Raw genomic sequence first — 21,701 nt, 5'->3', positions numbered from 1 at the left:
AACCTTAGCAACGGTGCGAGCGAGATGCTTCGCTACGCGCTGCATGACAGATGCTGGTTTTCAACTGTTTAAATAACCTTATTAAAAGGCTCTAAGACCTTACACCAAGCGCCCCTTTACCCGGTAGCCGTACAGCCCAAATAGCAGTACCACCACGAAGCAGGCCAGCGGCACCACGTAGCCCGCCTGAATGGCATCGCCTTGCAAATCAATGACTGTGCCCATGAGGTAGGGCATGGCGGCCCCACCCACTATCGACATCACGAGCCACGATGAGCCGGGCTTGGTGTCGTCGCCCAGGCCGGCCAGGCCCAGCGAGAAAATGGTGGGAAACATGATGGACATGAAGAAACCCAGCCCGCCCAACGCGTAAATAACGTAGGCGCCATTGCCGAGCACTGCCACGCCGCACAGCGCAATGGCAATGACCGCATAAATCGAGAGCAGCCGCTGCGACGACACGTATTTCAGCAGGGCCGTACCGATGAAGCGCCCCGCCGTGAACAGCAGGCCGTAGAGCCCTAGGTAGTAGCCCGCGGTCTTTTCGTCGAGCCCGCCACCCTGCTTGGCCATGCGGATAAAAAAGCTGGTGACGCACACCTGCGCCCCCACGTAGCAAAACTGCGTCACCACGGCCCAGGTGAGATGCCGGTGCCGCAGCACCGAAAAGAAGCCGCCACCCGCCGACGGCTCGCTTTCCGCGGCCCGCACCTCGGGCAAGGACACCAAGTAGAACAGTAGGGCCACCACCAGCAACACCACGCCCAGCGTGATGTAGGGCAGCTTCACGGCTGCCGCCTCGTGCCCTAGGTAGGCCAGGCGCGTGGCTTCGGGCATGGCCGCCAGCTGCGCGGCGCTGTACTCTTTGCCCGATAAAATGAGGCGCGTGCCCACTACCGGCGCAATTATCGCCGACAGCCCGTTGAAGGCTTGCGCTAGGTTGAGCCGGCCCGTGGCCCCCTCCGGCGACCCCAGCACGGCGGCATAAGGATTGGCCGCTGTTTCGAGGGTAGTAAGGCCGCAGCCGATAATGAACAAGGCCGTGAGAAACAGCGCGTAGGACCGCGCCCCCGCGGCCGGCACAAACAAAAAGGCTCCCGCCGCAAACGTCACCAGCCCAATGATAATGCTGTTTTTGTATCCCACCCGCTTGAGCAGCATCCCGGCCGGAATAGCCATCAGAAAGTAAGCCAGAAACACGGCGGTATCGACTAGCGTCGATTGCCGGTTGTCGAGCTGGCAAGCTTTTTTGAGGTGCGGAATCAGAATGGAGTCTAGGTTATGCGCCATGCCCCACAAAAAGAACACGCAGGTAACCAGAATGAACGGAAACAAAAAGCGCTGGCTGCCAGCAGGATTCGGTGCTAAGGTGGCGGCAGGCGCGGAGCCGGGGGCGAGGGCCATAGGGTGGGAGTATGGAATGAAAACGTAGAGAGAAGTACAGCCACGTTGCTGGGCGCAACGAAGCCTCGCACCCGCCGCAACAATCAATGCCACGGGCAACACGGCGGGCAAGATACTGCGCTGCGCTTAGCAGCGCAGCTTTTTAGCAGTTGCGTTAGTGCTATAGCTTCCTCAATTATGCCTGTATAAATAGGTGCCGACCGGCCTTACCTAGGAGCAGCTAGCGGGTAGTGATATGAGTATGGGTAGCGACGCCACGAGTAGAGCTTCAGAGTCGAATCTATACTCAGACTGCTAAGTAGCCCTAGCATGGCGGCTCTTTTCGCAAGAATAAACCATCTCGCTAGTACTCTTCCTTGATTTGCGTAACCGCCAGATTATTATATATTAAAAACTGTCATGCTGAGCTTGCGAAGCATCTTATCACGCTAAGGGAGTCGTTCTAGCGTGATAAGATGCTTCGCAAGCTCAGCATGACAGTAGAAAGGATATTTTAGAGAAACCTAAACCCTTAATAGTCAATCCTAAATAGAAAGAGCCCACAAGCCAGCGTTAGCGGCCTGTGGGCTCTTATTGGAAGGTAGAGTAAGTGGTAGTAAGACTTGGTTAACCCGACGTTTAGGTCGGCTCTGCTAAAGGCGTAAAGCCAGGGCGGCATAGCTGCTTGGGCAGTGCTGGACGCTTAGCTTTTAGACGGTGCAGTTGTTTCTAAGTAATATACAACTTCATCTATAGTCAGGCGGCCTTGCACAAACTGGTTGAGCAGGTGCTGCTGAGCGGGCTCGGTGGTATAAGCAGTTCCTTGCTTATAAGAAATAACGGCTTTAATCAAGCGTTGGCGGCTTTGCTCCGTGACGAGTGCAGTGACGGGCAAAGATTGTTGGGCGGGATAGGTATAGTTCATAAACTAAAGTTATAGAATAAAACTGAGCGTTGATACTTCTTTCGTACAATTATTTTAAAAAGATAACATTGGCCAAGCTTAATTCACTTGGTTTTTATTATTTTCATCCAATAGTTCAATTACGCGGTCAATAGTTAGCACGCCTTGGATATACTGTTGTAGAAGGCGTTCTTCGTAGAGGCTGGGCGTAAGAGAGGTGGTTTTAGTCCAGGAAAGGGCTGCAGCCACCATGTCGCGCCGTTCTTGTTCGCTTTTCATTAGATAATTTTATAAGTAGTTAGAAGGTGTAAAAGTAAGGAAAAATACTATTCGGATGATGAAAAATTTCCGATTCTCATCTAGAATTTTCAGCCGTATTAGTATCTCAGCATGAGGTGCTCACGAGCCAAGCAAAGCGGCCCGCGTAAGCAGTCTCCTACCGAAAACTGTACCAAAAAGCAGCTATTTATGTAAATAGCTCTTGTAAGACCCTAGTCGATAGTATTTTATAATTTAATAAGGCTGCGGAGCCTCGCAGCCTCGGGCAGCGCGCTAGGAAAGCCCTAGGCGGGCCAAGCAGCCAGCAATGCCTGGGCCGCTTGCCGGCCACTGACCAGCGCTGCTTCGACGGTGCCACCGGCGGGCCCTTCGTAGAGGCCTTCACCGGCCCAGTACAGCGTGTTGGCTACGGGGGCGGCGAGCACGGCACGGGCGGCGGGCGACCCCACCGTGGGGTAGGAGTAGGCCCCATAGGCATAGGCCTCGGCTCCCCAGTTGCGGACGTAGCTGCCGCAGAGCTGGGCTTGCAGTTCGGCCACGGGAGTGTGCAGAAGCTGCGCCAATGAGCCTAGAGCCAGGTGCAGCAGCGCATCGGCCGAGGCGCTGCGCAGGCGCTGGGCAGCGGGTCCGGCAACCCAGCCCGTGAGCAGGGGGCGCGGGTCGGGGAACTGGCTCCACCAGGTAGGCACTGGCGCTTCGGAAAGCAAAAACTCAAGCTCGGGCAGCGTGTCTTGCCAGAAGGCGGTGCGGAACTCAAGCACAACCTTGATAACTTCCCCAAACCCAAGCTGGGCGGCCGCCGCCCGGTGGGCTGGCAGGTCGGGGTTAAAGCCTATGTAGCCGGGCTGCCCGGCAGGCCGCTGCCACACGCCTAGCGGCACGGTACATAGCACGCGCTGGGCGCGGTAGGTGGCGCCAGTGGTGGCCACTACCTCGGCATGGCCTGGCTGCCAGCGCACTTCTTGCACGGGCGTGGCTAGGTGTATGATAGCTCCAGCGGCCTGGGCCTGCTCGGCTAGCCAGCTCAGCAGTGGCCCGTAGCCGCCCTCGGGGCGGGGCGAGTCTTCGGCGCCGCCGGCCTGCCACTCGTCGCGCAGGGCCCAGGAGCTCACGCGTTGCGCATCGGCCGCGTCGTAGCCCTCGGCAAACTGAATGGCGGCGGTGCGCAGCTCGGCATGGGCCGGCCCCGGAAACTCGCGGGCCAGAAAATCGGCCAGCGGCAGGTCTTCCTGTAGTTCTTCGAGCTTGGCCAGCACCTGGGGCAGGTGGGCAAAAAAATCTGCGTCGTCCCGGGCTTCGCCCTCGCGCACCACATAGGTGCGGCCCGCCGTGTCTTGCCAGCCCTGGCCCGCCTCCGTGAGCAGGGCGCGGGTGAGGGGTACCTCGCCGTGCATAAACTCGGCCCCCGCCTCGATGGGCTGCGTGAAGCCCGCGGGCGTAAGCGTGTGGGCCCGGCCCCCTAGGTAGTCGCGCGCCTCTAGTAGCAGCACGCGCAGGCCCGCGGTGGCTAGGTCGCGAGCGGCCAGCAGCCCCGCTGCCCCGGCGCCGATAAGGAGCACGTCGGTGTCGTAGGTAGAAGAGCTGGCGGCCATGGTAGCGAAGAAAGTTAGACCTGTAAAGTAACGCCTGCGCGGCCGGAGTGCCTTCCCCAGGCCACTGAGTGTAGCCTAGGGAAGGTGGTAGCTATGGCTAGGTAAAGAAATAAAGCGTGTAAGTAAATCGTGGCTTAAAGCGGGAGTAGTACTCCTGGTCGCGCCGCTTATTTCGACAAGTAGCTGCTTAGTACTGGGCCAGTGTAGCAGTGTTTGTTTTCTTTGTGCGCTACCATCTTACCTTTTCCTGCATGTCCCTCTCTACGCTTGGCGCCACGTGGCGCACTGCTCTTGCCCGCGCCCGGGGGCCACATTATCTGCTGGCCGGTTTGCTAGCAGCCCTAGGTGGGCTGGCACCCACGCCCAGCCTGGCGCAGGCGCCCACCCGCCCCGTAGAGGTAATGGTCCTGGGCTGCGACCACCTGGCCCAGTTGTACACGGCCCAAGACCCTAGGTCAGACGTGCTCAGCCCCAAGAAGCAGGCTGAGTTGGCCCAACTGCGAGCCCAACTGCGACGCTTTCAGCCCGACCTCATTTTAGTAGAAGCCGAGCCCAAGGAGCAGCCGCAGCTCGATAGCCTGTATGCCGCCTACCAGCAGGGCCAGCTACAGCTGGCGGCTTTGCCCTACGGGCGCAGCGAGCGCTACCAAATCGGGTTTGCGCTGGCGAAGGAGCTGCACCTGCCGGCACCCCAAGGGGTTGACTACATGACCTCTACTTCGCAGGGGCTGCTGAGCACCGGCCGCAATATTGCGGTGTTCAAGCAGGGGCTGCAAGAGCTGCAAGCGGCGGCCCGGCCCCTGCGGCGCCAGGTGCAGCACGACAGCCTATCTGTCTATGAATATCTGGCCCTTATCAACCAGCCGGCTCTGGTGGCGCTGAGCCACCGGGCGCTGTTCAACACGCCAGCGTACGTGACGAGCGGCACGTTTTCGGCCAGCGGTACCAATACCAACGACCTAGGGCGGGTAGACACCGCTTATATAGGGGCGCACTATATCACGCTGTTTTACAACCGCAATCTCAAAATTTATTCAAACCTGCTACGGGCCCAGCAAAAGACCCGCGCACAGCGCTTGTTGGTGATATTCGGCCAAAACCACGTGAAGGTGCAGGAAGAATTGCTGAGCGCTAACCCCACCTACCGCGTTGTGCCCGCGCACACCTATCTCAAGGCCCCAGCCCGGCCGCGAGCTAAAGCCAGGAAAGCCAGCTAGCGGGCATCAGCGGGGTAAATACTGGCGTAGATACCGGCGCGCGGGTGCATCTACCCCTACCAGTACTAGGTAGGCCAGCAGCAGCAAAAGCAAGGTGCCTACCGGAATCCACAGCACCTGGGTCTGGAACGAAGGCTTTACCTTTTCGAGGTAGCTTAAAAAGAGCCACAGAAATGGGTAGTGAACCATGTAGAGCGGGTACGAAAGCTCGCCGCTCCAGTGGCAGACGGTGGCCCACCGCGCCGAAACCTGGGCCCCGGCCCCTAGGGCCACCAGCACCGGAAAATAAAGCAAGACCACAACGGGCTCCAACAGCCAGTTGGCCGCTGGCACAAAGGGTAGTATAAAGGCCAGCAGCAACAGCGCGCCCAAAGCCGGAAAGCCCAAGCGCGTAGGCAGGATAGCGCCGGCCCGGTACAGAGCCAGGCCGAGCAGGAAAGAAGCCGCCATCCGCACGGCGCCGCCCCAAAACGTATTGCCGTCAAACCCTACCGCTAGGTTGCCCACGTGGGAGGCTTCGTAGCACAATGCCCCGGCGGCCACAGCGAGGAGCAGCCAAAGCGTAGTGGGGCGCACGTGCACCAGCCAAACTGCATAAAGCACATTGGCCATGTATTCCCAAAACAGCGACCAAGTGGGCGGATTGAGGTGAAACAAGTTGAAGTAGCGCTCGTGCACCAGCGGGTAGGGCACCAGTAGGGACGAAGACAGAAACATGCGCGCCGTGAGCCCCGGCCCGTAGGTGGCGTAGAGGTGGCTAAAAGGGTCGCCTACAAACGTAAGTAAGCCCAGTACCGAGCCCACCAGCACCAGCGGATGCAAGCGCACGAGCCGGCGCAGTAGAAAGGCACCCACGCCGATGCGCGCCAGCTTGGTGTCGTAGGCACTGCCGATGACAAAGCCCGAGAGGCAGAAGAAAAAATCAACGGCTAGGTAAGCATGGGCGATGAAACTACGGGTGTAGTCGGGCACCACAAACTCCATGAAGTGGAACACCACCACGGCCAGGGCCGCCAGCCCGCGCAAGCCATCCAAGACAACATAGTGCGGCGTAGAAGTAGCAGCCGGGGTGGCAGCAGTAGCAACGGGGGATGGGCTCATGCGGCAAAGAAAGGCCGAGTACTTGAATACCACTATGCTTGAGCTACCCAGCCACCTGCCGGCGCAGCGTCCCCTAGGTCTTCCTAAACTCCGCAGCCGCAGCAGGCTACTTATTGAGAAATACCAGCTGCCAGCGCCCGTGCTGCAGTTGGAGCTTAGTAACGGAGGCGTAGTCTATTTGCATGCGAAAGGCATTGCGCAGCGGAATTTCTAGGCAATGGCACACCAGTGCTCGGATGGTGCCGCCGTGCGTGAATACCAGCGTGGGCTCCTCCGCGGCAGTAGCTGTTAGCTCGTCGAGAAAAGCAGCGGCCCGCTGCTGCACTGCCCCGAAGGTTTCGCCCTGGGGTGGCGCTAGCGTCACGTAGTCGGCCATCCAGGGGGCAGTTTCGGCAGAAGGCAGCTCGGCCCACAGGCGGTTTTCCCAGGTGCCAAAGTTCATTTCGCGCAGCCGCTCGTCGGGTAGTATCTCGGTGGCTACGGTCTCGGCTAGGGCCTGGCAGCGCAGGGCAGGACTGCTGAATACCCGGTAGGGTGGCGGAGGTAATTTGGGTCGCAGCTGAGCTACTTCGGCGGTAAAGGTGTCAGCCAGCGGCACGTCGTAGTGGCCGTAGCAAATGCCAGGCGCCTGCACAGCCGTGTGGCGAATCAAATAAATTTCCATGCAAAACCAGCTAGTAAAAAAAGGTAGCAGCTCACCTCGGCCACCTGCTGAATGGCCCCTAGGCAGTCGCCGGTGTAGCCGCCAATCCAGCGCTGAAAGTAGCGGGCCAGGATGGTCTTAGCGACCGCCAGTGGCAGCAGCACCAGCAGCACGCCCGGCCGGTGCTGCCACGCCGCGTAGGCCAGCAAGGGCAACGCACCCAGCGTCAGGCCGGCAGCCAGCTCACCTAGGCGCATCTTTTTGGCGACGGGCTTGGCCTTGCTGTCCTCATTGGCGCGGGCGTAGTGGTGGCTGAAAATGCAAGTCAGCGCCGTGGCCCGGCTAAGGGGGTGGGCTACCAGCAGAGCCGGCACCACGGCCGCCGCTGGCAGCCCGCGCAGGGCCAAAAACTTGCCCGCCAGCAGCAGCCCTAGGCCAGCGGCACCGTAGGTGCCCAGGCGGCTGTCCTTCATGATGGCTAGTATTTTGTCCTGCGTCCAGCCGCCGCCAAAGCCGTCGCACACGTCGGCAAAGCCGTCTTCGTGAAACGCGCCGGTGAGCAGGATGCTCGCTACCATGCTCAGCAGCAGCGCCACGTCGGCGTTGCGAAACAGGAAGCTTGCCCCCGCAAAAACCCCGGCCGCCACGCCGCCCACCAGCCAGCCCACCAGCGGAAAATACACGGTGGCCTTATTGAGCAGCTCGTCGGAGTAGTCGACCCACGCGGGCACCGGCAGGCGGGTATAAAACTGCACCGCAAGCAGCAACAAACGAAGGTGGGCGCGCATGCACGTAACGAAGAAGCTTAGGTGCCGGAGTCGTCGCTCACGCCAGCGCTGGCAAAGGACGCCATTTCGTTGAGAAAATTGACGGCGGCCTGCACCAGCGGGTAGGCCAGGGCGCAGCCCGTGCCCTCGCCCAGGCGCAGCCCTAGGCGCAGCAGGGGCTGCCCGCCCAGCTCGGCCAGCAGCAGGCGGTGTCCCTGCTCGCCCGACTCGTGGCAGAACACGCAGTAGTTGAGCACGGCCGGAGCCAGCCGGGCCGCCACCAGCAGCGCCGCCGAAGCAATAAACCCGTCGATGAGCAGCAGCATCCGCCGCTCGGCGGCGCGCAGCATCGCCCCACACAGTTGCGCAATTTCAAAGCCCCCGAAAGTGGCCAGCACCGCTAGCGGGTCAGCGGGGTCTAGCGCCGGGTGGGCCGCCACGGCCTGCGTCAGGATGGCCAGCTTGCGGGCCACGCCCGCCGCGTCGAGGCCGGTGCCGCGGCCCACGCACTCGGCTAGCGGCCGGCCCGTGAGCAGGTGCATGAGCACGGCGGCCGAAGCCGTGTTGCCGATGCCCATCTCACCTAGGCCCAGTACGTTGCAGCCGGTGGCGTGTAGCTCGTCGGCCAGCCGGGCACCGCGCCCTAGGGCATCGGCGCACTGGGCGGCGGTCATGGCCGGGGTGTGGGCAAAGTTTTGGGTGCCCTCCGCTAGCTTCTCGTGGCGCACGGCGGGCAGGTCGGTCAGGCTGCCGCGCACGCCCGCATCCACGATAGTCAGGCCCAGCCCATTTTGGCGGCAAAACACGTTGATGGCAGCCCCGCCGCTGGCGAAGTTGCGCACCATCTGGTGCGTGACTTCGGGCGGGTACTGGCTGACACCGTCCTGGGCGATGCCGTGGTCGGCAGCGAATATCAATACGTGCGGTCGGCGCAGCTCAGGGGTCAGCGTCTGCTGCACCAGGGCGACTTGTTGGGCCAGGCTTTCGAGCTGACCTAGGGCCCCCAATGGCTTCGTCTTGGTGTCAATCTTATGCTGGATGGCGGCGGCTAGCGCCGGGTCGGGCGGGGTGATATTCCACTTCATTCGGCGGTGGGCTCGGTGGGGGCAGCAGGCTCGTCGGCTTTCTTAAAGCGCTTGTAGAGAAAGAGCTGCCACTTTTCTTCGGCCACGCCGGCTTGGTCCATCTCGGCGCGGGCCAAGGTGAAAAACAAGTCCGACAGGCGGTTGATATAGGCCGGAATGGCAGGGTCCACGGTGTCCACAGCCATCAGGCTTACTAGGCGGCGCTCGCCGCGGCGCATCTGGGTACGTACCACGTGGCACAGGGCCGATACCTCGTTGCCGCCCGGTAGCAGGAAGTAATCGGAGGCCGTTTTCATCGCGCCTTCCAGCTCATCAATCCACTCCTCACAAAACTGCGCCCCGTCGGTCGGCATGGGGTTGGGGTTGATTTTTTTGGCGTCGGATGGGCGTGCCAGGTGCGACATCATATCCATCATGTCCTTCTGAATCTTGTGCAGCTTGGGCTGCCAGGCGTGGTCGTTACCCAGCTTCACGCGCAGCAGTCCTAGGGTCGAATTGACCTCGTCGAGGGTGCCAAAGCACTCCACGCGTATGTCATTTTTGGAAACGCGCGAGCCGCCAAACAGGCCGGTAGTACCATCGTCACCTTTCTTAGTGTAGATTTTCATAAACTATTGATTTTAAATGCGTGGTAAATAAAAATGTCTGTTATGCTGAACGCAGTGAAGCATCTTGCTCGCTTGGCTGCTAATACATTGATTACTGCACCACGCGAGATGCTTCACTGCGTTCAGCATAACAGACATTTTTTTCGGTTCAGAACAAACTACTTAACCGTCAGCGGCAACCCCGATACCATGAAGATGGCGTGGTCGGCCCGCTGGGCAATGTACTGATTAAGCCAGCCTTGCAGGTCGGTAAACTTGCGGCCGGCCTCGGTAGTGGCGTGCAGGCCCATCCCGATTTCATTGGAAATAACTAGCAGCGTGCAGTCCTGGGTGAGCAGCTTGTCGAACTCGACCTGCGCCTGCGCCAAGGCGGTTTCGACCTCGTAGTTGGCGTCGGTAAAGAAGTTGGTGAGCCAGAGCGTCACGCAATCCAACACCACTACGCGGCCCCCTAGGTCGAGGCGACTGAGGTATTTCTCCTCCTCTAGGGTGGTCCAGCGGGCATCGCGGTCGGCCACGTGCCGGGCTATGCGCTGGCGGTGGTCGTCGTCCCAGGCCCGCGAGGTAGCCAGGTACACGGGGCTCGGGCTGAGCTGCAAGGCCAGGTCTTGGGCGTAGCGGCTCTTGCCCGAGCGCTGCCCGCCGGAGATGTAGTAGAGCACCACTAGAACGTGATGCTATAGCGGCCCGAAATATTGCGGCCCGGCAGGTTGTAGCCGCGCTTCTCGTAGTAGTTCTCGTCGGTTAGGTTGTTCACCAGCACCGAGATAGTGTGCTTGCCGGCAAAGGTGTAACCCGCCGAAAAGTCTAGGGTCATATAGCGCGGGTACTCGATTTGGGGCGAGCGCACATCCGTAAAATCCGTGTCCTGGCGGCGGCCCACGTAGTGGCCGGCCAGGCGGGCGCTCAGGCCATTGTGGGTGCTGGCATAGGCCACGCCGTAATTGCCGCTCAGCTTGGCTACGTTAAAAATGGCGCGGTTGGTCTGCGAGCCGTCCGGGTTGTTGGTCACGTCCTCGGCCTTGAAAATGCTCGTGCCGCCCGCAAATACGCGTAGCGAATAGCGGTTGTCGGTGAGCGCGCCGAAGTCGTAGCCCGCCTCGGCTTCGAGGCCGCGGATGCGGCTATCGTTGGCGTTCACGTAGGTGGTGCGCGAGGCTACGCGGTAGCCCTCGGGTGTGGTTTCGCCCACGGGGTTGGTGGTGCGGGTGGTGATGCGGTTTTGCACTTGGGTCGAGAAGAACGTCACGTCGGCCGAGAAGCCGCTGGTGGGCAGGCCGTAGCGCAGGCCAGCGTCCCAGGTTACGCTGCTCTCGTTTTTGAGGTCGGCGTTGCCTTGCGTGATAGATACTTGGCGGTTGGCGTTGGGCGTAGTTTGCGAGTAGCCAGCCACGTTGTAGGCGTCGGGCGTAACGTAGGCGCGGCCGATAGTAGCGTGCGCCCGTAGGCCCTGTACCAACTCAAACTGCGCCCCTAGGCTGGGGCTGAAGAAGGGGTTAGTGGTTTTGCCGGGGTTGAAGGTGGTGAGCAGGTCGGTCGCCTTCACATTGTAGGTGATGAAGTCGTAGCGCACGCCGGGCGTAATTATCAAACGGTCAGCCAAAAAGCTCAGTTGGCCCTGGGCGTAGATGCCCGTGGTATTCAGCTCGTAGTTCGGGTTAAAGGGCGCAATAGTGGCCCCCGTGGCATTAAAGCGCAGCGAGTTGCTGGTGGCCTCGTTGTGGTCCACGCCCACTGTAATGCTCTGGTTGCCCAGCTTGATAACGTCTTTTACCTGAATGCCTTTCCAGAGGTATTGGCTCTGAAACGAGCGGTAGGGCGCGATGGCCGTGTTGCCGTTGTAGAGGGTATTGTTGTTGTTGGCTTCCCTCGAGGTATAGCCGCGCACAAATAGCTGGTGGTTGGCGTAGTTGCCGGTGGCGCTCAGGTCGAGGTTTTGGCGCTCGATGTCCTTGGTAGTATTCCCTAGGTCGCCGTAAAAAATATCATTGGGCGACTGCACATTGCGGGCCACGAAGCGCTCGCCGCGCACGTCCACGTGCCAGTGGTCGCCGAGCTGGTAGCCTAGGCGCAGCGCCCCGGCGTAGTAGTTGAGCTTGGTCGAGCTGCGGCGCTGGTCGTCGGCGCGGGCGTCGTCGGTGGTGAGGGTGGTGCCGTCGGCATAGGTTTTGGTGGCGTAGTCGCCCTTGAGCCAGCGGCGGAAGATACCGCCCTGGCCCAGCTTGTAGTCCTGAGCGCGGTCGTACATCGACAGCGACAAGTCAAAATCGAGATTTTTGGTCAGGTTGCCGCCCGTGACGCCCCCAAACCGCAGCGTCTGATAGCTGCCGTATTCGGCGGAGAGCGTCGAGCGCACCGGCCCGCGCGAGTGGCGCGTAATCACGTTCACGACGCCGCCCATGGCCTGCGAGCCGTAGAGCGCCGAGGCCGGGCCTTTGAGCACTTCCACCCGCTCCACGCTACCTAGGTCGAGGGTGGCGAGGTTGCTGGTGCCAGCCGGGCGGCCGTCTACCAGTAGCAGGGCGCGCTGGTTGAGGCCGCTGGTTTGGGGCCGAAACCCGCGAATGCCGACCCCCGCCAGCAAACCGGGGTATTGGATGATGTCTACTGAGGCATTCTTCTTCAGCACGTCGGTAAACTCCTGGTTGGGCGTGGCCCGGATATCCCGCTGGCTGATAACCTGAATCTGCTGCGGCACGCGGCTGCGCTCAGTAGCCGAGCGCGTGGCCGTCACTACTACCTCGCTCAGGTTCTGCTGCTTGAGCGTGTCGGCCACCACCTGGGCCTGCGCCCCGCGCACGCTGCCCGCGGCTAGCAGCGCGGCTAGCGCTAGCTGAATTTCGAGGCGGCGGGCTTGCGAGTGCGGTTGGGGAAAATGTGGGTTCATAAATTTTTGCTAGCTGATAAAAAGCAGCGTGGATGATGGTGACTAGTAGGAGTAGGACTACCGGAGCCCGTTGTTAGCGGCGGGGCCAGCTAGTTGGCCACTTGGGGTTTGGCGCAGCGCACGCAGTAGCTCTTCCACTGTGGCATGGGTCTGGGGCGGCTGGCCGGCTGCCTGGCTAAGCCAAGTGGCCGGGCTGCCGGGCGGCACCGTCACGCGCAGGTCAGCCGGCCCGGTAGTAGGCACAAAGCCCTCGCGCTCCAGTGCCCGGCGCGTCCAGAAAGCGGCGGCGCCATCGCCCACCAGCTGCACTGCCGGACCAGTGGGCGCGTGTAGGGCGAAGGTGCCAGTAGCCGCGTCGAAGGCCAGCCCCTCGTGCACAAACGCCGCCGCGAAGTCGCCGCTGAGCACCAGGTCTTCGGGTGTGCCGGTGCGCAACGCGCCGGTGGCGGGCAGCAGCCACACGCGGTCGGCGGCTTGCAGGGCTAGGTCGAGCTCGTGGGTCGAGAGCAGAATGGCCTTGCCGGTTTGGCGGGCCAGGCGGTGCAGCAAGCGCATGAGGGCCACGCGGTTGGGTAGGTCGAGGTGAGCGGTGGGCTCGTCGAGAAGCACCACGGGGGTATCCTGGGCCAGGGCGCGGGCCAGCAGCACCTTCTGGCGCTCGCCATCGCTGAGCTCGCCCACCGGGCGCGGCGCGAAGGCCTCAGTGCCGGTGGCTTCTAGGGCGGCCTGCACCTGCGCCTCGTCGTGGGCCGAAAGGCCACCTAGCCAGCCCGTGTGGGGGTGGCGACCTAGGCGCACCAACTCGCGCACGGTGAGGTTGCCGGCGTCGATGCGGTCGGTAAGCACGATGCTGAGCTGGCGCGCCCGCTCGGGTGCCCGCAGGTCGGCCAGCGACTGGCCGCCCACTGCGAGCTGGCCACCTAGGGCGGGCTGCAAGCCGGCCAGCGTGCGCAGCAGCGTCGACTTGCCGGCCCCGTTGGGACCCAGCAGGCACACCAGCTCGCCGGGCCACAGGGCTAGCTGCAAGGGCCCAGCTACCGGGTGGGGCGTTTTTTTGGCGGCGTAGCCCACCACTAGGTCGGCGGCAGTGAGCAGCGGCGCGGGGGAGGGGAGAGCCATTAGGTGAGGGAGGAGCGAATGTTTTGGCGGCGCAGCACTACCCACAGCACCACTGGGGCGCCGAGCAGCGAGGTCACTACGCTCAGGGGCAGCGAGGTTTGGCTGCCGGGCAGCTGGGCCACACAGTCGCAGGCTAGCGTAAGGGCCGCCCCGCCCAGGCAGGCGCCGGGCAGCAGCAGGCGGTGGTCGGCGGTGCGCAGCAGCGCCCGCGTGAGGTGCGGCACAGCGATGCCCACGAAGCCAATCGGCCCGCAAAAGGCCGTGATGGCCCCCGCCAGTAAGCTCGTGCTAGCAATGATGAGCGTGCGCGAACGCCCCACCGTGAGGCCCATGCTGCGAGCGTAGTTCTCACCTAGGAGCAACGCATTTAGCGGTTTAGCCGAAGCAAAAGCCAACACCAGGCCCACGCCCACCACGGCCGCCAGTACGGCCAGGTGGCTGCCCACCACGCCGCCCAGCGAGCCAAACGTCCAGAGCAAATATTCCTGAATCTGCTCGGGGGCGCTGAAGTACTGCCACAGGCTCACGATGGCCCCGGTCACACTCGCTAGCATCAACCCCACAATGAGCAGCACCACGTTGTCGCGCACCCGTGCCGAAAGGGCCAGCACCAGCGCCATTACCAGGCCCGCGCCGGTGGTGGCCGCCAGCACCAGCGTCCAGCTGCCGGCTAGCCCTAGTGCCCGGATGGCGAAGCCATTGGCCACGCTGCCGCCGGCCAGCATCACCACGGCCACCCCTAGGCCCGCGCCGGCCGTGAGGCCCAGCGCCGAAGGCCCCGCCAGGGGATTGCGAAAGAGCGTTTGCATCTGCAAGCCACTTACGGCCAGGCCGCTACCCACGGCCAGGGCCGTGAGGGCTTTGGGCAGGCGAATTTCACGCACGATAAATGCCCAAGCCGGATTATCGGTGGGCTGGCCGAGTAGAATCTTCACCACCGCCAGCACCGGAATGCGCACCGGCCCCAGGGCAATGTCGAGCACGAAGCCCAGCAGCACCAGCCCCGCCAGGGCCAGCAGCCAGGCCGGGCGCCGCGGGCCCGCCGCTAGCGAGGCGGGCGTGGCCGAAAGTTGGGCGGGCCTCACTTGACTTGCTGGTAGTAGTACAGCTGCCAGGTGGGCAACAGCTCGGGGTGCAGAATCTTGATTAAGTCGGCCAGCAACAGGTCGGGCCGCACCGCCCCCGATTCCCAGTAGTCGTTGGAGCCCTGGGCGTTGGTGCGGCGGTTGTTGTTGTAAAGCCGGCCGGTCTTGAAGGGCGCGAAAGCCGCGTAGCGGGCATCTTGGGCCACGATGTCGGCCTTGGTGGTGGCCGTGCCGGTTTGCAGCCAGTAATCGGCGGTGAGGGCTACCGGGGCCACGGCCTCGAAGGAGAGCGCTAGGCTGCCCTGCGGCGATTTGGTTTTATCCCACTGGTAGGTGGTGCCCGCATCGCGCAGAAACTGCGCCATGTAGCTGTCGGTATCGGGCACGTGCCACACGTCCTTAAAGGGCAGGCCCACTATCACGCGCGGCTTTTTGGTGGCCCGGTGGCCTAGGGCGGCCAGCCGCTGGTACTCGCGCACTACCTGCCCAAACTTCTGGTTTACTAGGTCTTCTTTGTCGAGCAGGGCGGCCACCACCTTCACCCACTCAGCGCGGCCTAACGGAGTCGATTCCACCCATTCCGAATTAATCATCACGGGAACCCCAGCGGCTTGCAGCGTCTGGTAGCGTGTGAGGCCCTCGCCGGGCCAGCCGGTGGCCATCACGAGGTCGGGGTGCTGGGCAATAAGCTGCTCGTTATTAAGCTCCTTGCCTTGGCCGGCTTCGATGATTTTGCCCGCCGCAATGCGCTGCCGCACCCGCGGAGCCGAGGCGTATTTGAGATTGCCGAGGCCTACCAGTACATCGGCAGCGCCTAGGAAATCGACCAGTGCCACGTGCATCGACGACAAGCCTACCAGCGTGCGCAGAGGCGTTTCTATCACAATGGCGTCGGCGTAGCCCTTGGGGCGAGCGGCCCCGCGCGGCACCAGCAGGTAGCGCGTGGCGGTCGTTTTTTGCTCAAAGGGGCTCAGGATGGTGACCACCTTGCCCCCCGGCACGTAGCTGATGGTGAAGCCCTTGGCGAAATCTACCGTAGTGCGGCCTCGCACGGCGGTGGCGGCAGGCTTGGGCGGCGCCACGCGTGGTGTGGCGGATTTGGGCGCGGCAGCCCTAGGGGCCGCTACCTGCCCCGCGCTAGCCAGCGAGCTAAGCAGCAAGGCCGCGAGCGCGAAGCTCCGGCGAAACGAAAAAAACGACGGTACGCCACCGGCCTGGCCGGTGGGTAGCAATGAGTGGGGCATGGTACGACGAGCCTTTCTACCGAAGGCCAGGACTGTATGTAGTAAATGGCAGGTCTTCTGACTTCCCCGCCGACTGATGGCCTTCCCATTTCCTGCATCGGAAACAGTGGCGCCTAGGTATCAGTCGGTTTGGTGGAGGGGTTACAGCAGCGGAGACTGTCCCGGATTTACACCGGATTCCCTTTTCACGCGGCCCCGCACCGCGGAAGCCACGACCATTTGCTGGGGCAAAGGTAGGTCCAGAATGTGAAGCGCCGCTTATGCGACCAGGCTGCCTAGGTCCCTACCACCGTCTGCACGAAGGCAACGCGCTCCGCTACGGAGGCTTTGGGGAGGTCGAGCACCGGGTAGCCCAGGGCCTGGTAGGTGCGGCGCAGGGCTTGATACAGGGCCTGGGCTTCGGCAAAGGTTTGCCAGCGCTCGGCGTCGTTTACGTAGATGTCGGGCCAGGGCGGGGCCAGAAAAACCGGGCTTTGGTAGGGGTGCGCCGCCACTGCCGCGTGGGTGGACGCGGGCACCGGCTGGCTGGCCACCTCCAGGTAGGCGAGTAGGTCGGGCAGGCCCCGGTCGAAGAAAACGGGGCCGGCGTGCTGGCTGGCTGCCACGTACTGGGCCACCATGCGCGCCTGCGCCAGCTCGGCAAAGCCGCCTAGGTCGAGCCACGGCACCAGTCCGCTACCTAGGGCCACCTGCTCTTGAATGAGTGCGCGCGAAACCTCGGCCACGCCCACAAAGCCCGCCCGGCGCAGGGCCGCCAGCAGCGTAGTTTTGCCGGCCCCAGGGCCGCCCGAAATCACGTAGAGGGCCATGTAATAACCTAAATAACCAGCGCCTGGCCTAGCTAGCAGCAAGCCGCTACCCGGCCCCGACGCGCCCGCAAAGCTCGCGCCTTTTCGCCTTTTCATGCCTTCTACCCCCGAAAAACCCCAGTTTTTGCTCGCTGCGCCCAGCAGCGGCAGCGGTAAAACCACGCTCACGCTGGGCCTATTACGGGCCCTGGCCCGGCGCGGACTCGTGGTGCAGCCCTTCAAGTGTGGCCCCGACTACCTCGACACCCACCACCACACGCAGGCGGCCGGCCGCCCCAGCCTCAACCTCGACTTGTTTATGGCGTCGGTGGGCCACGCGCAGGCCACGTACGCAGACGCCATGGCCGCGGCCGATGTGGCAGTGGTAGAAGGTGTAATGGGCCTTTTCGACGGGGCCGACCGCATGCGCGGCAGCGCCGCCGACGTGGCCGAGCAGCTCGGTATTCCGGTTATTCTGGTCGTTAATGCCAAGGCCATGGCCTACTCGGTGGCCCCGCTGCTGTTTGGGTTCAAGAATTTTTATCCCGGCATCCGGCTGGTTGGGGCTATTTTCAACTTCGTGAATACGGCCTCGCACTACCACTTCTTGCGCGAGGCGTGTGAGGACGTGGGCGTGGAGCCACTGGGATACTTGCCTAACAATCCAGCTTTTGTCATTCCTTCGCGCCACCTAGGGCTGTCGATTGATACAGCTATTCAGTACGAAGCCATTGTGGAGGCGCTGGCGGATGCGCTGCCCCAAACCGTAGACCTCGACCGCCTACTGGCCGTAACGCGCACGGCAGCCCCAGCGGCGGCCGCGCCGCATACAACCGTGGCGGCTTGCCCCGCTCCGCGGCGCATTGCCGTGGCCCAAGACGCGGCTTTTACTTTCACTTATCACCGAAACCTGCAAGCCCTAGCCCGCCTGGGCGAGGTTACCTATTTCAGCCCGCTGGCCGATGCTGCGCTGCCGCCCGGCACCGATTTTCTGTACCTGCCCGGCGGCTATCCCGAGCTGTTTGCCGAAGCTCTCAGCGCCAACGAAGCCATGCGCGCCAGCATCGCGGCCTACTGCGCCGGGGGCGGCCTGGCCTACGCCGAGTGCGGCGGCCTCATGTACCTAGGGCAGCACCTGCTCGATGCCCAGGGCCAAAGCTTCTCTATGGTGGGCGCCCTGCCTTGCACCACCTCGATGGTCGGGGCCAAGCTGACGCTCGGCTACCGCACGGTGGCTTGGAATGAATTGACTGTCAAGGGGCACGAGTTTCACTACTCCCAGCTCGCCGACCACGGCCTGACGCCCGCCCCGGCGCTGATTACCAATGCTAAAGGTGTGGCCGTGCCCGCCCCGCTTTACCGGCAGGGTAACGTATGGGCGTCCTACGTGCACCTGTACTGGGGCGAAAACTCGGCGTTTATTGAAGCGCTACTCGCCGGCCCGGCGCCGGTGGCGCAGCCAGAATAGCCCTATAATGCCAGCTACTACCACCGCGCACACAGCGTGGTTGAGGCGGGCCACCCGCTCGATTTCGGTGGGGCCGATGGGGCGCGGGTTGTCGCCGATGTAGGGCTTGGGCACGAGCTGGCCGTGGTAGTAATTGGGACCCCCAAAGCGGCAGTCGAGTACACCGGCCAGCGCGGCCTCGGGGTAGCCAGCGTTGGGGCTTTTGTGCTGATTGCCAAACCGCCCGATAAACCGAAGCGCTCGCCCGCTGCCGCCCAGCGCCGCCAGTAGCCCGGCCGTGAGGCGGGCGGGCAGCAGGTTGGCAACGTCGTCGAGGCGGGCCGCAAACTTGCCAAACTGCTCGTAGCGCGGGCTGCGGTAGCCCACCATCGAGTCGAGGGTGTTGACCATTTTGTACGCCATGAGCCCCGGCACACCACCTAGGGCGTAGGCGCAGAGCGGGGCTACCACGCCATCGCTCAGGTTTTCGGCCAGGCTTTCGAGCACGGCCGTGCGTATCTGCTGGGCACCGAGCCGGGCCGTGTCGCGCCCCACAATGCGGGCCAGCTGGCGGCGGCCGGCTTCTAAGCCTTCGCTATCCAGCACTACAAACACCGCCCGGCCCTCACGCACCAGGCCCGTATTGGCCAGCCCGTAGAATACCCACACGGTATCAGCAGCCACGGCCCAGCCTGGGGGCAGGCGCCGCAACAGCTGGTGCAGCAGCTTAAAGGTCAAGAACGTGCCGCCCACCAGCCCGGCGGCCAGTCCGGTACCTTTAGCGAAGCGGTGCGACCCGTGATTGAGGTGCCGCTCGCCGGCGGCGATGAGCGCGCCGTAGGTGCGCACGGGGTGGGGCCAGCCTTCGGGGTCGGCCAGCCATAGGTCGAGGGCGTAGCCTAGGGCCAAGGGCGTGGCTAGGCGGGTGAAGCGGTCCATGCGGCGAGAGCGGTGAGGAGAAATTGGTTGTCGGCGGGGCCGCGCGTGCCGATGCGGAAATGCGCCGGCGTCAGCCCTCTAAAATTGCTGGCGTCGCGAATCAGCAGGCCGTGCTGGTCTAGCAGCCAGCGCTTGAGCTCGGCGGCTGTGCCGCGCCGCGTGCGCGCCAGGAAATAATGGGTGTGGCTGGGCAACATGTCGAAGCCGGGGTTTTGCGCCAGCGCAGCTACCAGAGCCGCTTTCTCGGCCAGTAGTTGGGCGAGAGGCAGTTGCACCTGCGCGTAGTTTTCGAAGAGGTAGTGGCCCGCCGCCACGGCCAGCGCATTTACCGCCCACGGCGCCTTATGGCGGCTGAGCTGCGCTACCAGCGCCGCCGAGGCCACCACGTACCCTAGGCGCAGGCCCGGAATGGCGTAGGCCTTCGTGAGCGAGCGCATTATCAAGAGGTTATCGAAGGTTGTCAGCAGCGGAATGGCCGACTCGATACTAGCCGTGAACTCGATAAATGCCTCGTCGAGCACAAACACGGTGGCGGGATTTTGCGCCAGGAGAGCCGGCAGCAGGCCGGGCGTTAGCACGCTGCCGGTGGGGTTGTTGGGGTTGCAGATAAAAACTAGGTCGCTGGCTAGTGCCTGGGTGGTTCCTAGGTCCTCCCAGGGCAAAAAATGTAGCGAGTGGCCGTGCAGCTGGCAAGCATCTTCATACTCGGCAAAGGCGGGCGTGAGCACCGTGCTGCGCTGCCCCGCCCAGGCCTGCGCCACCAGGTAAATGCTTTCGGTGGTGCCGCTGCTCACGAGCACCTGCGCGGGGGCCACGCCGTGGTGGGCCGCAATGCGGGCGGCTAGGCTTTCGGCCAGCACCTCGGGGTAGCGGCTCACGCTGGGCCACTGGCTGAATACGTAGTCTTGCAGGCCCGCCGGGGGGCCGCCGTACCACACGTTGGTGCTGAAGTCGGCGCGGATGGGGGAGGCGTGGCGGTAGCCGTCGTCGCCGTGGCCGTGGAGCATGGGGGAGGGGCTAGCGTTGGAGGGCGGCGTAAATTTGATTCATATCCACGTTGGCCCGGATGAGGTCGGCCAGGCGGTCGAACTGGCTGTTTTTGAAGGCCGTAAAGTCGAGGGGCGCGCTGGGTGCCTGCATGGTGTAAGGCGCCAGCAGGTACTCGATAACTGGCGGGTTGTCTAGAATGCCGTGCAGGTAGGTGCCCCAGCAGGTGGGGCCGGCATAGTAGCCATCGGGCGCGCCATCGGCCAGCGTGGCCACAGGCTGCGCGGGGCCATCGGGCGTAGTCTGGCCCATGTGGATTTCGTAGCCTTGGCAGTCGGCCGCGGGCGCATCGCGGAAGGCAAAATGGCGCTGCTGCGTGGTCTTTTCGCCTTGTAGTACGGTGCGCACGGGCAGCAGCCCTAGGCCGGCCGTAGCGGCTACGCGGCTCTCTATTCCGTCGGGGTCCTCTACCGAGCGGCCCAGCATTTGGTATCCCCCGCAGATGCCAACTACCGTTTTACCGGCCCGGTGCGCCTGAATGATGGCCGCTGCCAAGCCCGTGTTCTTTAAGGCGATAAGGTCGTCAATCGTATTTTTGCTACCCGGTAAGATGATGATATCGGCCGCGGCTAGTTCAGCCGCTTCGTGCGTGTAGAACAGGTGCACGCGCGAGTCGTGCCCTAGGGCGTCAAAATCGGTGAAATTGGACATGCGGCCCAGTAGCACCACGGCTACCTGCACGCGGCCAGCCGCGGCCGGCCCCCGCTGCTTGCGAGCCAGCGCCACCGAGTCTTCTTCCTCGATAAAGATGTCGCGGAAATAGGGCAGCACGCCCACCACTGGTACGCCCGTGAGCGCGGCCAACTGCTGCCGGCCATCGTCAAATAGCCGCGCGTCGCCCCTAAACTTATTGATAAGTATGCCCTTAATGCAGGCTTTCTCTTCGGGCTCTAACAGCGCCAGCGTGCCGTACACGCTCCCAAACACGCCGCCGCGGTCGATGTCGGCTATGAGGTAGGTGGCCGCGCCGGCGTGCCGGGCCATGCGCAGGTTGGTAATGTCGCGGCGCTTGAGGTTGAGCTCCGAGATGCTGCCGGCACCCTCCAGCACCACCGGCGAGTAGCGGCTGGCCAGCCGGTCGAAGGCCTGAGTGGCTGCCGTAAACAACTTGTGCCGGTCGTTAGCGCGGAAGTACTCGTAGGCCGACTGCGTGCCGATGGGCCGGCCATTGAGCACCACCTGCGAGGCCTGGTCGGAGGTCGGCTTGAGCAGTACCGGGTTCATATCGACGTGGCATGGAATGCCGGCGGCTTCGGCCTGTACGGCCTGCGCCCGGCCTATTTCTAGGCCCTCGGGCGTGGCGTAGCTATTGAGCGACATGTTCTGCGCCTTGAAGGGCGCCGGCGAGTAGCCGTCTTGCCGAAAGAGCCGGCAGAAGCCCGCGGTTATGACGCTTTTGCCCACATCGGAGGCAGTGCCGACAAACATGATGGGACGAAGCATAATTAAAACCAGGGCGCACTACAGAAGTGGACAAAGGTAGGAGAATGCTTCGCCAGCCGCCACGGCGACTTTTGGGAGTCAGCCGAGAGGTTTGGGTAAAAGAGGTAAAATCCTCTCGTTGTA

At 62.9% G+C, this 21,701-nt stretch carries 20 protein-coding genes and 1 riboswitch; of the genes, 2 read left to right on the top strand and 18 right to left on the bottom strand.

Annotated features, from left to right (window positions below):
- Nucleotides 1-99 precede the first annotated feature (99 nt).
- The 4 genes from fucP to FNT36_RS04440 all read right to left on the bottom strand — a co-directional run bounded on the left by fucP (nucleotide 100) and on the right by FNT36_RS04440 (nucleotide 4,158).
- Nucleotides 100-1,404 (bottom strand): L-fucose:H+ symporter permease, encoded by a 1,305-nt coding sequence (gene fucP / locus FNT36_RS04455; protein ID WP_144844749.1) that lies wholly within the window; start codon nucleotides 1,402-1,404, stop codon nucleotides 100-102.
- A 682-nt stretch (nucleotides 1,405-2,086) separates the two neighbouring features.
- Nucleotides 2,087-2,308, bottom strand: coding sequence for a hypothetical protein (locus tag FNT36_RS04450; protein ID WP_144844747.1), 222 nt, complete (start codon nucleotides 2,306-2,308; stop codon nucleotides 2,087-2,089).
- Between the two features lie 78 nt (nucleotides 2,309-2,386).
- Complete coding sequence (locus tag FNT36_RS04445) at nucleotides 2,387-2,566, bottom strand: hypothetical protein (RefSeq protein WP_144844745.1); 180 nt, start codon at nucleotides 2,564-2,566, stop codon at nucleotides 2,387-2,389.
- A gap of 284 nt (nucleotides 2,567-2,850) precedes the next feature.
- Nucleotides 2,851-4,158: a flavin monoamine oxidase family protein gene (locus tag FNT36_RS04440; RefSeq protein WP_144844743.1), complete on the bottom strand. Its 1,308-nt coding sequence runs from the start codon at nucleotides 4,156-4,158 to the stop codon at nucleotides 2,851-2,853.
- 251 nt (nucleotides 4,159-4,409) lie between these two features.
- Between FNT36_RS04440 and FNT36_RS04435 the strand changes: the two genes are divergently transcribed.
- Entirely contained in the window at nucleotides 4,410-5,375 is a 966-nt protein-coding gene (locus FNT36_RS04435; protein ID WP_233635678.1) for a DUF5694 domain-containing protein, read from the top strand.
- Nucleotides 5,376-5,381: 6 nt separating this feature from the next.
- On the opposite strand, the gene FNT36_RS04430 is transcribed toward FNT36_RS04435, so the two are convergent.
- From FNT36_RS04430 to FNT36_RS04380, 11 genes are all read right to left on the bottom strand, one after another.
- On the bottom strand, nucleotides 5,382-6,476 hold the full coding sequence (locus tag FNT36_RS04430) for an acyltransferase family protein (protein WP_144844741.1): 1,095 nt from the start codon (nucleotides 6,474-6,476) through the stop codon (nucleotides 5,382-5,384).
- A gap of 106 nt (nucleotides 6,477-6,582) precedes the next feature.
- A complete protein-coding gene (cobC, locus tag FNT36_RS04425; protein ID WP_144844739.1) occupies nucleotides 6,583-7,140 on the bottom strand; it encodes an alpha-ribazole phosphatase in 558 nt (185 codons plus the stop codon).
- Nucleotides 7,125-7,907 carry an adenosylcobinamide-GDP ribazoletransferase gene (locus FNT36_RS04420; RefSeq protein ID WP_144844737.1) on the bottom strand — a complete coding sequence of 261 codons (783 nt, stop codon included), beginning with the start codon at nucleotides 7,905-7,907 and terminating at the stop codon, nucleotides 7,125-7,127. The genes cobC and FNT36_RS04420 overlap by 16 nt, the downstream gene beginning before the upstream one ends.
- A 17-nt stretch (nucleotides 7,908-7,924) precedes the next feature.
- On the bottom strand, nucleotides 7,925-8,971 hold the full coding sequence (gene cobT, locus FNT36_RS04415; RefSeq protein WP_144844735.1) for a nicotinate-nucleotide--dimethylbenzimidazole phosphoribosyltransferase: 1,047 nt from the start codon (nucleotides 8,969-8,971) through the stop codon (nucleotides 7,925-7,927).
- Nucleotides 8,968-9,579, bottom strand: a complete 612-nt coding sequence (locus tag FNT36_RS04410; protein ID WP_144844733.1) for a cob(I)yrinic acid a,c-diamide adenosyltransferase — start codon at nucleotides 9,577-9,579, stop codon at nucleotides 8,968-8,970. The genes cobT and FNT36_RS04410 overlap by 4 nt, the downstream gene beginning before the upstream one ends.
- A gap of 158 nt (nucleotides 9,580-9,737) precedes the next feature.
- Nucleotides 9,738-10,241 (bottom strand): bifunctional adenosylcobinamide kinase/adenosylcobinamide-phosphate guanylyltransferase, encoded by a 504-nt coding sequence (locus tag FNT36_RS04405; RefSeq protein WP_144845667.1) that lies wholly within the window; start codon nucleotides 10,239-10,241, stop codon nucleotides 9,738-9,740.
- A 2-nt stretch (nucleotides 10,242-10,243) separates the two neighbouring features.
- Nucleotides 10,244-12,466 (bottom strand): TonB-dependent receptor, encoded by a 2,223-nt coding sequence (locus FNT36_RS04400; protein WP_144844732.1) that lies wholly within the window; start codon nucleotides 12,464-12,466, stop codon nucleotides 10,244-10,246.
- A 57-nt stretch (nucleotides 12,467-12,523) separates the two neighbouring features.
- Nucleotides 12,524-13,585 carry an ABC transporter ATP-binding protein gene (locus FNT36_RS04395; protein ID WP_144844730.1) on the bottom strand — a complete coding sequence of 354 codons (1,062 nt, stop codon included), beginning with the start codon at nucleotides 13,583-13,585 and terminating at the stop codon, nucleotides 12,524-12,526.
- The gene (locus FNT36_RS04390) at nucleotides 13,585-14,670 is read right to left on the bottom strand and encodes a FecCD family ABC transporter permease (protein ID WP_233635677.1); all 1,086 of its coding nucleotides are present in this window, start codon (nucleotides 14,668-14,670) and stop codon (nucleotides 13,585-13,587) included. Before FNT36_RS04390 ends, FNT36_RS04395 begins: the two co-directional genes overlap by 1 nt.
- Entirely contained in the window at nucleotides 14,667-15,914 is a 1,248-nt protein-coding gene (locus FNT36_RS04385; protein WP_144844728.1) for an ABC transporter substrate-binding protein, read from the bottom strand. Before FNT36_RS04385 ends, FNT36_RS04390 begins: the two co-directional genes overlap by 4 nt.
- Nucleotides 15,915-15,944: 30 nt before the next feature.
- A riboswitch (cobalamin riboswitch) is annotated at nucleotides 15,945-16,149 on the bottom strand.
- A 40-nt stretch (nucleotides 16,150-16,189) separates the two neighbouring features.
- Nucleotides 16,190-16,723 carry an AAA family ATPase gene (locus tag FNT36_RS04380; protein WP_144844726.1) on the bottom strand — a complete coding sequence of 178 codons (534 nt, stop codon included), beginning with the start codon at nucleotides 16,721-16,723 and terminating at the stop codon, nucleotides 16,190-16,192.
- 94 nt (nucleotides 16,724-16,817) lie between these two features.
- Here FNT36_RS04380 and FNT36_RS04375 point away from each other — a divergent pair, with 94 nt between their 5' ends.
- Nucleotides 16,818-18,170, top strand: a complete 1,353-nt coding sequence (locus FNT36_RS04375) for a cobyrinate a,c-diamide synthase (protein WP_144844724.1) — start codon at nucleotides 16,818-16,820, stop codon at nucleotides 18,168-18,170.
- Here FNT36_RS04375 and cbiB read toward each other — a convergent pair.
- Genes cbiB through FNT36_RS04360 form a run of 3 tightly spaced genes read right to left on the bottom strand, consistent with a single transcriptional unit; the run spans nucleotide 18,132 to nucleotide 21,578 of the window.
- Entirely contained in the window at nucleotides 18,132-19,088 is a 957-nt protein-coding gene (gene cbiB / locus FNT36_RS04370) for an adenosylcobinamide-phosphate synthase CbiB (RefSeq protein WP_144844722.1), read from the bottom strand. The two genes, FNT36_RS04375 and cbiB, sit on opposite strands and share 39 nt — an antisense overlap.
- The gene (locus tag FNT36_RS04365) at nucleotides 19,067-20,095 is read right to left on the bottom strand and encodes a pyridoxal phosphate-dependent aminotransferase (RefSeq protein WP_144844720.1); all 1,029 of its coding nucleotides are present in this window, start codon (nucleotides 20,093-20,095) and stop codon (nucleotides 19,067-19,069) included. Before FNT36_RS04365 ends, cbiB begins: the two co-directional genes overlap by 22 nt.
- Before the next feature lie 10 nt (nucleotides 20,096-20,105).
- Nucleotides 20,106-21,578 carry a cobyric acid synthase gene (locus FNT36_RS04360; RefSeq protein ID WP_233635676.1) on the bottom strand — a complete coding sequence of 491 codons (1,473 nt, stop codon included), beginning with the start codon at nucleotides 21,576-21,578 and terminating at the stop codon, nucleotides 20,106-20,108.
- Between the last annotated feature and the right edge of the window lie 123 nt (nucleotides 21,579-21,701).

It is taken from the genome of Hymenobacter setariae (genome assembly GCF_007713685.1).
Classification (GTDB): Bacteria; Bacteroidota; Bacteroidia; order Cytophagales; family Hymenobacteraceae; genus Hymenobacter; species Hymenobacter setariae.
The sequence above is the reverse complement of the archived record's forward strand: the minus strand, read 5'-3'. Positions and strand labels throughout refer to the sequence as shown.